The 11,582-nt window shown below is 28.9% G+C and carries 14 protein-coding genes and 1 other RNA gene; 2 read left to right on the forward strand and 13 right to left on the reverse strand.

Annotated features, from left to right (window positions below; all coding sequences use genetic code 11):
* Nucleotides 1-57: 57 nt before the first annotated feature.
* Nucleotides 58-1,380 carry a diaminopimelate decarboxylase gene (gene lysA / locus ACRCZX_RS02890; RefSeq protein WP_438581440.1) on the reverse strand — a complete coding sequence of 441 codons (1,323 nt, stop codon included), beginning with the start codon at nt 1,378-1,380 and terminating at the stop codon, nt 58-60.
* 165 nt (nt 1,381-1,545) lie between these two features.
* Here lysA and ACRCZX_RS02895 point away from each other — a divergent pair, with 165 nt between their 5' ends.
* Nucleotides 1,546-3,039: an ABC transporter substrate-binding protein gene (locus tag ACRCZX_RS02895; RefSeq protein ID WP_438581441.1), complete on the forward strand. Its 1,494-nt coding sequence runs from the start codon at nt 1,546-1,548 to the stop codon at nt 3,037-3,039.
* Between the two features lie 32 nt (nt 3,040-3,071).
* Here ACRCZX_RS02895 and ACRCZX_RS02900 read toward each other — a convergent pair whose 3' ends face one another.
* Genes ACRCZX_RS02900 through ACRCZX_RS02915 form a run of 4 tightly spaced genes read right to left on the reverse strand, consistent with a single transcriptional unit; the run spans nt 3,072 to nt 4,926 of the window.
* Nucleotides 3,072-3,557 (reverse strand): thioredoxin family protein, encoded by a 486-nt coding sequence (locus tag ACRCZX_RS02900; protein ID WP_438581442.1) that lies wholly within the window; start codon nt 3,555-3,557, stop codon nt 3,072-3,074.
* Nucleotides 3,558-3,576: 19 nt separating this feature from the next.
* Nucleotides 3,577-3,771, reverse strand: a complete 195-nt coding sequence (locus ACRCZX_RS02905) for a hypothetical protein (RefSeq protein WP_438581443.1) — start codon at nt 3,769-3,771, stop codon at nt 3,577-3,579.
* A gap of 15 nt (nt 3,772-3,786) precedes the next feature.
* Nucleotides 3,787-4,452 carry a YoaK family protein gene (locus ACRCZX_RS02910; protein ID WP_438581444.1) on the reverse strand — a complete coding sequence of 222 codons (666 nt, stop codon included), beginning with the start codon at nt 4,450-4,452 and terminating at the stop codon, nt 3,787-3,789.
* 18 nt (nt 4,453-4,470) lie between these two features.
* Nucleotides 4,471-4,926, reverse strand: a complete 456-nt coding sequence (locus ACRCZX_RS02915) for a YhcH/YjgK/YiaL family protein (protein WP_438581445.1) — start codon at nt 4,924-4,926, stop codon at nt 4,471-4,473.
* Nucleotides 4,927-5,078: 152 nt separating this feature from the next.
* On the opposite strand from ACRCZX_RS02915, the gene lepA reads away from it, so the two are divergent.
* Complete coding sequence (gene lepA / locus ACRCZX_RS02920; RefSeq protein WP_438581446.1) at nt 5,079-6,881, forward strand: translation elongation factor 4; 1,803 nt, start codon at nt 5,079-5,081, stop codon at nt 6,879-6,881.
* Between the two features lie 107 nt (nt 6,882-6,988).
* Here lepA and rpmA read toward each other — a convergent pair whose 3' ends face one another.
* The 8 genes from rpmA to ACRCZX_RS02960 all read right to left on the reverse strand — a co-directional run bounded on the left by rpmA (nt 6,989) and on the right by ACRCZX_RS02960 (nt 11,422).
* A complete protein-coding gene (rpmA, locus tag ACRCZX_RS02925; protein ID WP_438581447.1) occupies nt 6,989-7,279 on the reverse strand; it encodes a 50S ribosomal protein L27 in 291 nt (96 codons plus the stop codon).
* Complete coding sequence (locus tag ACRCZX_RS02930) at nt 7,280-7,615, reverse strand: ribosomal-processing cysteine protease Prp (protein WP_438581448.1); 336 nt, start codon at nt 7,613-7,615, stop codon at nt 7,280-7,282. It abuts the gene before it with no gap.
* A gap of 7 nt (nt 7,616-7,622) precedes the next feature.
* Nucleotides 7,623-7,934, reverse strand: a complete 312-nt coding sequence (rplU, locus tag ACRCZX_RS02935; protein WP_438581449.1) for a 50S ribosomal protein L21 — start codon at nt 7,932-7,934, stop codon at nt 7,623-7,625.
* A gap of 107 nt (nt 7,935-8,041) precedes the next feature.
* A complete protein-coding gene (locus ACRCZX_RS02940) occupies nt 8,042-8,806 on the reverse strand; it encodes a toxin-antitoxin system YwqK family antitoxin (protein ID WP_438581450.1) in 765 nt (254 codons plus the stop codon).
* An 81-nt stretch (nt 8,807-8,887) separates the two neighbouring features.
* Nucleotides 8,888-9,225: RNase P RNA component class A (gene rnpB, locus ACRCZX_RS02945), an RNA gene on the reverse strand.
* Nucleotides 9,222-9,785, reverse strand: a complete 564-nt coding sequence (locus tag ACRCZX_RS02950) for a hypothetical protein (RefSeq protein WP_438581451.1) — start codon at nt 9,783-9,785, stop codon at nt 9,222-9,224. The genes rnpB and ACRCZX_RS02950 overlap by 4 nt, the downstream gene beginning before the upstream one ends.
* Nucleotides 9,786-9,800: 15 nt before the next feature.
* Nucleotides 9,801-10,589: a Nif3-like dinuclear metal center hexameric protein gene (locus ACRCZX_RS02955; RefSeq protein ID WP_438581452.1), complete on the reverse strand. Its 789-nt coding sequence runs from the start codon at nt 10,587-10,589 to the stop codon at nt 9,801-9,803.
* Nucleotides 10,586-11,422, reverse strand: a complete 837-nt coding sequence (locus ACRCZX_RS02960) for a sigma-70 family RNA polymerase sigma factor (protein WP_438581453.1) — start codon at nt 11,420-11,422, stop codon at nt 10,586-10,588. The genes ACRCZX_RS02955 and ACRCZX_RS02960 overlap by 4 nt, the downstream gene beginning before the upstream one ends.
* Between the last annotated feature and the right edge of the window lie 160 nt (nt 11,423-11,582).

The raw sequence follows: 11,582 nt of genomic DNA on the forward strand, positions 1-11,582 counted from the left end.
TTTTATATTATAATACAAATATTTTTATTGTTTTCTTTCTATATTTACATTTTTTCACTAATCTATATTATATATTTTTTTTGGTAAAACGCAATCATTTTTTACTAAATCTTCATATGATTCTCTTTTAGAAATTAAATAAACATCTCTATCTCTTACGAATACAACTGCTGGTTTTAGGGCTTTATTGTAATTACTACTCATTGAATGACCATATGCTCCTGTACAACTAACTAACACCAAATCTTCTTCAGTACATTTTCCTAGCTTTGTATTTTTAGATATTACATCTCCTGATTCACAACATTTTCCCGCTATCGTAACTATCTCTTTTTTAGTTTCATTCAATTTATTTGCAACTACACTTTCATATTTTGCAGAATATAATGCTGGTCTTATATTATCTGTCATTCCACCATCTACAAAAATATATTTCTCTCCACCATATGTTTTCTTATCTCCACCTACTGTGTATAATGTACTTCCTGCTTGAGCTACAATTGACCGTCCTGGCTCTATTGTTACATTTTGAATAATCAAGTTTTCTTTTTCACAGTTTTCTTCTAATGAAGCTATTATTTTTTTCATTATTATTTTTAAATCTACATCTGTATCTTCAGCTGTATATCTAACTCCAAATCCTCCACCTATATTAATTTCTGGAATTGTAATGTCTAATTTTTTTGAAATCTCTTTTGTAAACCGAACCATTATTTTTACTGCTTCACAAAAAGCCATTTCGTCAAAAATCTGCGATCCTATATGGCAATGAAAACCTAAAAAATTAAGATATTCTTTATCTATAATATTTTTTACTATATTTTGAATCTCTTTATCAAAAATTGATTCTCCAAATTTTGATGAATGTTTTGATGTTTTTATATACTCATGAGTATGTGCATCTATTCCTATATTTAATCTAAGCATAACATCCATTTTTTTATTTAATTTTTTACATATTTGAGATACTTTTTCACCTTCAAATCGATTGTCTAAAATAATACTTCCAATTTCATTTTGAACACAAGTATATAACTCTTCAAATGATTTGTTATTTCCATGCATATGGATTCTTTTAGATGGAAATCCTGATGAAAGTATTGTGTATAGTTCTCCTCCTGAAACTGCATCTATATGCAATTCTTCTCTATCTATAATCTGAACCATTCCTTTTGATAAGTAAGCTTTTGATGCATAAACAATAGTTGTTTTAAATTTTTCACTTTTAAAAGTTTTTTTTATATCTCTAATTTTTTTTTCCATAAATTCTAAATCATATATATAAAGTGGTGTTCCAAATTCTTTTTTTAATTTATTTACTGATACTCCACCAATTTCTAAAACACCATTTACATTTTTCATTGTTCCTAAAAATTTCATTTCAACCTCCAGAGAATTTTTTTAAAATGAATTATATTAACATCTTTACACTTTCTTTGCAAGTTTAATCTAAAATTACTAGGTGACAAATTCAGAAAATTATGTTATTAATTATTATATGTCTGTTCATAAAAAAATAAATACTTAATTTAAGGAGACAAAAAAATGAAAAAAATTTTTAGCTTATTTATTATTTTAAATATTTTTATTTTTAATACCAATATTTTTGCAAAAGAAGATCGTAACATTATAATTGCTCAAGGATCAAAACCAAAATCTTTAGATCCACATACTTTTAATGAATTTCCAACTTTAGGAATCACCGAGCATATTTTCAATACTTTAGTCACTCTTGACGATAATGGTATTCCCTCTCCAGAGATAGCTGAAACATTTGAGTATATTTCTCCTACAGAGATTCTTTTTACAATTCGAAAAGATATAAAGTTTCACAATGGTGATACTCTTACAACTGATGATGTTATATTCAGTTTAGAAAGAATGCTCAAAAAACCTGGAAGTAGAGTTATATTAAAAGATATTAAAAATGTTTCTAAAATAAAAGATAATAAAGTTTTAATAACTTTAAAAGAACCATCAGCTCCATTCTTAGCTAATTTAACACTTCCTATCGCAGCTATTATGAATCAAAAATACACTCTTGAAAATCATAACGTTTCATTAAAACCAATGGGAACAGGCCCATACTTTGTTAGTGATTGGGGAGATGGCGACAAAATCGTTATGACTAGTTTTAAAGACTATTTTAAAGGGGCTCCTAAAAATACTGGATTGACATTTAAAATTATGACTGAAAATACAAGCCGTTTAGCTGCACTTGAAACTGGTGAAGTTGATATTATATATGCTATCTCTCCAATTGATTTTGAAATTGTTGAAAAAAATCCCGAACTAAATCTTCTATATAAAAATACTACAACTACTGAACTTATGGTTTTAAATGTTGAAAAAGAAGAACTGAAAAATAAAAATATTCGAAAAGCCATCCATATGTCTATAGATAAAGAGGGTATATTAGAAGCTATCTTCCTAAATAGAGGCTCTGTTGCAACTTCACCTATAAACCCTAATATATTTGGTAGCTCTCAAGATTTGCCCTATTTAAAGCAAGATTTAGAGGGTGCTAGACGCATTCTTGAAAAAGAAGATCCAGTGGCACCTTTAAAAATATGGACAAGTGAAAATATCGTTCGAGTTCAAATAGCTCAAATTATTCAAGCAAACTTAAAAGATATTGGAATAGAATCAACTATTGAAATTGTTGAATGGGGAACTTTTTTAAAAAAGACTTCTGAAGGAGTTCATGATATTTTACTTACAACTTGGATTTTAGGTGTAAGTGATATTGATACTGTTGTGAGCACTCTTTTCCATTCTGCTTCTGCTGGAGCTGAAGGAAATCGTTCTTTTTATAAAAATTATGATTTGGATAAAAAGATTGATTTTGCTCGTTCAACTTTGGATATTAATAAAAGAAAAATTTTATACAAAGAGATTCAGGACATTATTTTAAATGAAAATCCTATTATTCCTCTAGTTTATAAAATAGACGGTATTGGAATTAGTAAAAAAATTAAAAACTTCAATTACAATAAATCTAGTATGAGAAATTACTATGAAGAAATGACGAAAGAATAAATAAAATAGGCACCGCTAAGTGCCTATTTTATTTACTTTATCATCTCTATTAAATCCAAAACAGTTTCATTTAAATATTGACCTTTTAAATAATCCATTTTTACATCTTCATAAACATGTTTTTTGACTGCTTTTGGTCTTTCTACAAAAGATAAACCACACACTTCAAAATCTTCAGAAAGAGGAACTATAAATGGAACTTTAAAATCTTCAATTTCTAAAATTGGTTTTAAAAATTTTTCACCTCTGGCTTTTGTTATAACTGCCATATCAAAATTTGGATTTATTTCACAAAACTTTTTCAATACCGTTATATTAACTTGGAAATCCATACACCAAGGTTCTCCTGAAACCAAAAAGTTTATCTTTTTTTCAATATTTTTTACAATATTTATTTCGTCTTCTGTCATTACCAGTCTTGCATAGTTTTTAGGAATTCTATCTCTTTCACTTTTTATTCCCGTACCCATAAATGCATCAAAATTCATTCCTGCAGAGTATAATGTTTTCATATCCATATTTTTTCCCTCACTTTTCTTATCTATTTAATATTTTACAATTTTTATATTCATTTTTAGCTCCTGACTTATATGTGCAAGCTCCTGTTAATATTTTACATTTTATTGACATATAATCATCTATCATCATTCCTATAGAATTTTGACACTCTAAAGTTGGATACTGCTCTATTACTTCTTTTTTTTCATCTTCTGTTATATAATATCTTTCCATTTAATTCTCCTAAAATTATTTTTTTATTTTATAGTATTGATTTCTCAGTAAAAAATATGCACTACCAGTTAATATATACCCTATTGACATATAATTCAATACATTTTCACCTAAATATTTTAATCCTAATCCAACAAATAAACCACCACTAATAAATGAAATTATATTTACAGTATAGTGTTTTATCTTCAATCCCTCGTCTTTATCTCCTCTTAAGAAATGTCCAATTACAACTCCTAAATCTGTAACAGTACCTGTCATATGAGTTGTTCTAATTACCATTCCTTTATAACGTATAAATAATCCATTTTGTAAACCTAAAGAAAATGCTAAAACAAATACAAATATTAAGTTTTCTCTTAAATATATTTCTGAAACTTTTAATAATATACCTATAAATATAAAAGTGTCACCATATCTTTTTCTAAATTCAAAATCTCTACCTTCTCCAATTAAAACTCCAGAAGTTATAGCTCCAATAAAAAAAGAACTAACTAATCCTAGCATTATTTTTAAATGTGGAATATTATAATATGCTAAATCAGTTGATATTTTTGTTACACTTCCTGTTATATGACTTGCTGTTAAAGAAAATTTTAAAATTGCATAAGCATTCATTCCTCCACCTAGAAGTGCAAGTAAACTAATCCATAAAAACAGTCGATTATTAATTTTATCCATTGTTACCTTCTTACATTATTAATACATTATTTTAAAAACTACTTTTTTTAACTCTTTAGGATTATTTTCTTTTGAAATTAATGGCATATGAGGTTCATCTGGAAACACTATCAAAAAATTATCATTTGTCATATTTAGTCTATACTGTTCTGGTCCTTCTACAACTCCAAAATCAGTTTTTTCATTGTATTCTGTTTTATTTTTTAAAGAATCTTTAGACGAATACCCTATTCCCTCTTCTCCATCAATCACAATGTGAATATCTATATATTTTTTATGTACTTCAAAAAAACACTCTTCTAATATTTTTGTTTTACACTTTTGAAGATTAAAAAACACTTTATCTCCATCTATTTCATTTTTTCCTTCAACACCGTTTTTATAACTTCCACTTTCTATAGCTTTTATTGCTAAGTCTAAATCTTTAGAAATTCCTTTATAAAATTTCAGTTCATTCAATTGTCCAAAAATCATTTTAAATCCTCCCTTATCAATTTATTTAACTTATAATCTAATAATATTCTAAAATCATTTAGAAAGTCAAGCTATAATTTAATTTTGATTGATTTTTTTTGATAATTCTCTTATAATATAGTGTGAAGAAAATATTTTTAGAGGAGGACATTGTGTTACAAAAATTTAAAAGAAACTTTTCAATTATAGCACATATCGATCATGGTAAATCTACTGTAGCTGACAGATTATTACAAGCTACTGGTACAGTTACTGCGAGAGATATGAAAGAACAACTTCTTGATTCAATGGAATTAGAGAGGGAAAAAGGAATTACAATAAAAGCCCAAGCGGTTACTTTAAATTATACAGCAAAAGATGGTAATGATTATGAATTAAACTTAATTGATACTCCAGGTCACGTTGACTTTATATATGAAGTATCTCGTTCTCTAGCAGCTTGTGAAGGAGCTCTATTAGTTGTAGATGCCGCTCAAGGTGTTGAAGCTCAAACTCTTGCTAATGTTTACTTAGCATTAGAAAACAATCTTGATATCGTTCCTGTTATCAATAAAATAGACTTGCCTGCTGCTGATGTAGAGAAAGTTAAAAATGAAATTGAAGATATTATTGGTTTGCCTGCTGATGATGCTGTTTTAGTTTCAGCTAAATCTGGTATTGGAATTGATGGTCTTTTAGAAGCTATTGTTGAAAGAATTCCTGCTCCCACATTTGATGAAGAAGCACCATTAAAAGCTATGATATTTGACTCTTTATTTGATGATTACCGTGGTGTTATAACTTATGTTAAAGTACTTGATGGTTGTATTAAAAAAGGAGATAAAATAAAAATATGGTCAACTGGAAAAGAGTTTGATATTCTTGAATGTGGAATTTTCTCTCCTGTTAAAAAAGAAAGAGCTGAATTAAGTTCTGGATCAGTTGGATATATCATAACTGGTATTAAAACAATTCAAGATACACAAGTTGGAGATACTATAACTCATGCTAAAAGACCTTGTCTTGAACCTTTACAAGGATTTAGAGCTGCTCAATCAATGGTATTTGCTGGATTATATCCACTATCTACTGATGATTACGAAGACTTAAGAGACGCTTTAGAGAAGTTACAACTTAATGATGCTTCACTAACATTTGTTCCTGAAACATCTCTTGCACTAGGATTTGGATTTAGATGTGGATTCTTAGGTTTACTACATATGGAAATTATTGTTGAAAGACTTAGAAGAGAATATGATATTGATTTGATCTCTACTTCTCCATCAGTTGAGTATAGAATTACTGTCGAAGGAAAAGAAACTTACATTATTGATAATCCTTGTGATTTCCCTGAAGGTGGAAATTCTAAGTTCATAGTTGAAGAACCTTACATAAAAGGAAATATTCTTACTCCAAAAGACTATGTTGGAAATGTAATGGAACTTTGCCAAGAGAAAAGAGGAGTTTACATTGATATGAAATATATTGATGATAACAGAACTATGGTAATTTATGAGTTACCTCTTGCTGAGATTGTTATAGATTTCTATGATAAATTAAAATCTAGAACGAAAGGATATGCTTCATTTGAATATGAGTTAATAGGATACAAAGAAGCTACACTTGTTAAAGTTGATATTCTTGTTTCTGCAAATCCTGTTGATGCGTTTTCATTTATCGCTCATACTGATCATGCTACTTCAAGAGGAAGAGCTATCTGTGAGAAATTAAAAGATATCATTCCTAGACAACAATTTGAAGTACCTATTCAAGCTGCTTTAGGAGCTAAAATAATAGCGAGAGAAACTATAAAAGCATATAGAAAGAACGTTCTTGCTAAATGTTATGGTGGAGATATTTCTAGAAAGAAAAAGCTTTTAGATAAGCAAAAAGAAGGAAAGAAAAGAATGAAACAAATTGGAAACGTAGAGATTCCTCAAGAGGCATTTGTATCTGTACTTAAACTTAGCGATTAATATATTATAAAAATGGACTGCAATGGTCCATTTTTTTTATTTTATATTGAATATACTTTAATTTTGAGTAAAAAAAAAGGAGAGATAAATCTCTCCTTAAAAGAATCTTAGTTAGCTTTTTCAGCGTAAACTGAAACTTGCTTTTTGTCTCTTCCTAATCTCTCGAACTTTACGTATCCAGGGATTAATGCGAATAGAGTATGATCTTTTCCACATCCTACGTTGTTTCCAGCGTGGAATTGGTTTCCTCTTTGTCTAACTATGATGCTTCCAGCTGTTAACGCTTCTCCATCATACTTTTTAACTCCAAGGTAATTTGGATTAGAATCTCTTCCGTTCTTAACTGAACCTTGTCCTTTTTTCTTAGCAAATAATTGTATATTTAATGTAAATAGCATCTAAATTTCCTCCTTCTCTACAAGCTTTATGTGTTTAGGATAACCCTTAGATAGTTCTTTTAACATTAATACCATTGTATTTAATAATACATGAACTTCATTTTCCTTTTGAGAAAATTCCATTCCTCTCATATCAACGTCTAAGTACCCATCAGAGTCAATCTCAAATCTTGGCGTTATATCCAAGATTTCCTGCAGCCCTCCTAAGGGAAACTGCATAGCCATTGAAACTGCTGCACAAACAATATCCTGTCCATACTCAGCGTATTCCGCATGACCAGTGGCTTTGTATCTAACTACTTTGCCATCTTTTCTAAATACTTCAATCTTCGTCATAAATTAATTACGCGTTGATTGCTGTAATTTTTATCTCAGTGAAAAGTTGTCTATGACCTTTCTTTCTGTGATATCCAGTTTTTGGCTTGTATTTGAAGTTAACAACTTTTACTCCTTTACCTTGCTCTACAACTTCTGCTACAACTTTAGCACCTTCAACAACAGGAGTTCCAACTTTAACCTCTCCATTGTTTGATACTAAAAGAACATCCGTTAATTCTACAGTTGTGTTAACTTCAGCATTTAGTTTTTCAACTCTTAATACTTCACCTACTGTAACTTTGTACTGTTTTCCACCAGTTTTTATAACTGCGTACATTCTAACACCTCCAAAAGTATAAAGATCGCTAGATTCGGTTGCTGACGACCTTATCCAAGCTTAATCTACCGTTTATATTATCATTTTTTTCTAATAATGTCAACTATTTATTTGAACCATTCTTGTGAAATTGGAGATCCATTTCTAAAAGTCGCTACCTTTGTAACTTCTCCTTTAATATTAAAATATTTCCACTCTCCATTAGGTAAACCTGATGCTAATCTTCCTTTTTCTCTTACTTCACCATTATCCCAATAAGCTATCCATTCTCCATTTCCACCTTTAAAATCTTCATTGTTTATTAGATTTCCAGCTTTGTCATACCAGCTCATAGGACCTGAAATTCTTCCATTAGAATATGTCACTCTCGAACGAATATTTCCTGTATTTCTATAGTATGTTTCTTGAACACCATTTTTTAATCCATCTGAGTAAGGCTCTCTCATTCCTACTCTTCCAGCTTCTGAATACCAAACTTTATATCCATTTAATTTTCCATCTTTATATTCTTCTGTATAATATTTATGTACACCTATAACCGCAACAAAAGTTCCTGTAAATGGAGCTGTTGATTCTTGATTATATGCTAATTTATTTTTAACTCTTTTTTTTGCCATATTAACTTGGTCTATTCCATTTAAAGAAAACTCTGAAATTGAACTATCTGCTAAAGCAACATTTTGTTTACTATGAATTATATCTGTTTGAGGAATAAAATTCCCTTCTTTCATTGTTGATACTTTTACATTATGTGCTTGCTTCGGTATTGTTGGTAGTAAAATACGTTCTTCAACACTTTGATTTTTTTCTAAAGGAGTACATCCAATTAATGTTAGTAATAATACACCAATTACTATTTTCATTTTTTTCATTTTTTTCTCCCGATATTATTTTTTGTAAAAAATAAAGCCAAGAAATTTTATAAAAAATTCTTGACTCAACATTTTCTTTTTTTTGATAGGCATTAAGTAAGCCGGGTTTTGTATTTGTTAATCATTTATCTAGAACTATAATTGCTTATAGCCTCAAGCAACTTACCCTGAGAGAGGACGAGCAGCCCCTATTTCTCTCCTATTTAGTCTTGCTCCAAAGGGGGTTTACCAAGCTTTTTTAGTCTCCTAAAAAACTGGTGGTCTCTTACACCACCTTTTCACCCTTACTACTCGAAAGTAGCGGTCTATTTTCTGTGGCACTTTCCTTAAAGTTTCCTTTAGTAGCCGTTAGCTACCCTTTTGCTCTGCGGAGCCCGGACTTTCCTCTTGCAATGCAAGCGATTAACCCTAATACCTATCTTTTGCTAAATTTATATTTTTTCTTTTTTCTTTTTATCTGTAATATTCTAATATATAATAAGAATATTGTCAATAGTATCCCTAAAAAAACTTTGTTAGATAGAGTAGACTGTACTGTTTCTTCGTTTTCCTGTTCTAAATCCGACGCAGAAGCAAACACTTCTTTTAAACCATCTATTAAATTAACTGCCAACAAACTCTCATCTTTTTCAGTTATAAACTCTTTTAGATTCTCTAAAAGTAATGATAAATCTGATGACATATCCTCTGGGTTTAAATCTTGAGATATTTTTATTTGAACTTTTAAAATATCATCTTGTTGCTCTTTATTTTTTATTAAATTTACAACTATTGTTTTTTCTTGCTCTTCTGATTCAAAACCTTCGTTATCTTCCAATGTATTTAAATATATTTTTTTACCTGTTTCTTTTTGAAAACCATCTATGGATATTTTCAACTTTTCTTTATTTTCATCAGAAAAAGTACCTCTATAGTCATTTATTTTTCCAAGGACCAAAGTAGAAAAAATCATTGTAATAATTGTTACTTTTTTTAGCATGCCTCTTTTTTCTCCTTAAATTTTTTCAAAAACTGGGCCATCATTAAATGTTGTTATATTTATTTCAAACTCTTTTTTTAATAACTCTTCTATCAAATTTGAAAATATATGCTCACTTTCAAAATGTCCTATATCAATAATAGTAAAGTTTTCCTCTCTCGCATCCATAGCTTCGTGATACTTTACATCTCCTGTTATTAAAACTGTTGCTCCAGCTTTCTTGGCTTTTCTCCAATATGAAGCTCCTGATCCACTAACTAAAGCTACTTTTTTTATATCCTTTATCTCTTTCGCCTTCACAAAAGTTATACTATCTAAAACTAACTTTTCTTTCAACATCTCTAATAATTTTTCTAAAGTGATAGTTTCATCTAACTTATATACTCTTCCAATTCCATATTCTCTCTCATTTTTTTCTAAATGCTCTAGAATTTTACCATCTTTAAATCTTAATATATCCTCACCTAAAAAATCATTTAATCCTGATTTCGAAGAATCTAAATTTGTATGCATTGAATATACAGATATTCCATTTTCAATTAATTTTATAATTTTTCTTCCTATCAAAGTATCTGAAGTAATATTTCTAAGTGGTTTAAAAATTATTGGATGATGAGTTATAATTAAATTAGCTCCAAGCTCTATAGCTTTATCTATAACACTTTCTGTTAAGTCTAATGAGAGTAACACTTCTTTTATTTTCGAATCTCTTCTACCTACTAATAATCCAACATTATCCCAATCTTCTGCTAAATAAAGTGGAAACTTATTTTCTAAAAAATTGATAAGTTTACTTAGTTTCATATTTTTAAACTTCTTCCCCCTCCTAAAGAGATTTTAGTTAAAGCTTTTTCAAATATCTTTTCACCTTCTCCTCTTTTCAAATCTAATTCATTTTCAATTTCAAATAATGACTCTCTTTTATTTCCAACTAATCCATAGTATCTTTTTAATATTTCCTCTTCTGTATGAGAAATCTTTTTTGCTACTGATGTATAATCTAATTTTTCAACTTCACTTATCTTCTCTTCAATTATTTCTGATCTTTCTTCTAAAGGTACAGCTTCTACTTCCTCTTCATCTTCCAACTCAGCTACAATTTCATGCTCTATTAGGTCTTCTTTTCTTTTTAAAAAATAACCTTTATACATATGTTTTTCTGTTTCTACTTTTTCAGTTATGAAAAGTATCATCTCTCTTCTTACCCAAAGTTTAATATATTCTAACAACTCTCCATTTGATGGTCTATACTCTTCTAGAGCTTTTATAACACCAATACTACCCTCTTGGATTAAATCTAAATAATCAATACCTGCGATTAAATAATCAAAAGCTATTTTAGCAACTTCTCTCAAATTACCTTCTGTTAATTTATGAATACTTTCTTCTTCGTCTAAAGATTCTAATAAAACTGCTATCTCTTCTGATGTTAAGTGGTTTATATAAGATATTTCCTCTAAGTATTCTCCAACTATACCTTCTACAACGTAGTTATTTTCTTCAACTTTTTCTTCTTTTCTTACATCAACAGTTTCTAATTCTAATTTCAACTTTGGGTTCTCTTTTAAGAACTTTATAAATTCTCTATCTTCTACACATTTTTTTAATATCTCTTTTTCGAATTCTCTTACTCTCATTTTTTCCCCTTATCTTTCTTTCGTTTCTGTTAACTTAAAAATTATTGAAACTACTCCAATCCTTTGAGGTATAATAGTTATTCAAACAACCAATATTCCCCCCAAGAAAGGAGCAGTTTTTAACTATGTATATTAATAATATCTCTTGTCCTCGTTGTTT

Origin of the sequence: Cetobacterium sp. (assembly GCF_051658645.1) — a bacterium.
Taxonomy (GTDB): Bacteria; Fusobacteriota; Fusobacteriia; order Fusobacteriales; family Fusobacteriaceae; genus Cetobacterium_A.

Coding starts and splice junctions, on each gene's coding strand:
- lysA (WP_438581440.1), bottom strand. CDS start 1,380: ATGAAATTTTTAGGAACAATGAAAAATGTAAATGGTGTTTTAGAAATT.
- ACRCZX_RS02895 (WP_438581441.1), top strand. CDS start 1,546: ATGAAAAAAATTTTTAGCTTATTTATTATTTTAAATATTTTTATTTTT.
- ACRCZX_RS02900 (WP_438581442.1), bottom strand. CDS start 3,557: ATGGATATGAAAACATTATACTCTGCAGGAATGAATTTTGATGCATTT.
- ACRCZX_RS02905 (WP_438581443.1), bottom strand. CDS start 3,771: ATGGAAAGATATTATATAACAGAAGATGAAAAAAAAGAAGTAATAGAG.
- ACRCZX_RS02910 (WP_438581444.1), bottom strand. CDS start 4,452: ATGGATAAAATTAATAATCGACTGTTTTTATGGATTAGTTTACTTGCA.
- ACRCZX_RS02915 (WP_438581445.1), bottom strand. CDS start 4,926: ATGATTTTTGGACAATTGAATGAACTGAAATTTTATAAAGGAATTTCT.
- rpmA (WP_438581447.1), bottom strand. CDS start 7,279: ATGCTATTTACATTAAATATACAATTATTTGCTAAGAAAAAAGGACAA.
- ACRCZX_RS02930 (WP_438581448.1), bottom strand. CDS start 7,615: ATGACGAAGATTGAAGTATTTAGAAAAGATGGCAAAGTAGTTAGATAC.
- rplU (WP_438581449.1), bottom strand. CDS start 7,934: ATGTACGCAGTTATAAAAACTGGTGGAAAACAGTACAAAGTTACAGTA.
- ACRCZX_RS02940 (WP_438581450.1), bottom strand. CDS start 8,806: ATGAAAAAAATGAAAATAGTAATTGGTGTATTATTACTAACATTAATT.
- ACRCZX_RS02950 (WP_438581451.1), bottom strand. CDS start 9,785: ATGCTAAAAAAAGTAACAATTATTACAATGATTTTTTCTACTTTGGTC.
- ACRCZX_RS02955 (WP_438581452.1), bottom strand. CDS start 10,589: ATGAAACTAAGTAAACTTATCAATTTTTTAGAAAATAAGTTTCCACTT.
- ACRCZX_RS02960 (WP_438581453.1), bottom strand. CDS start 11,422: ATGAGAGTAAGAGAATTCGAAAAAGAGATATTAAAAAAATGTGTAGAA.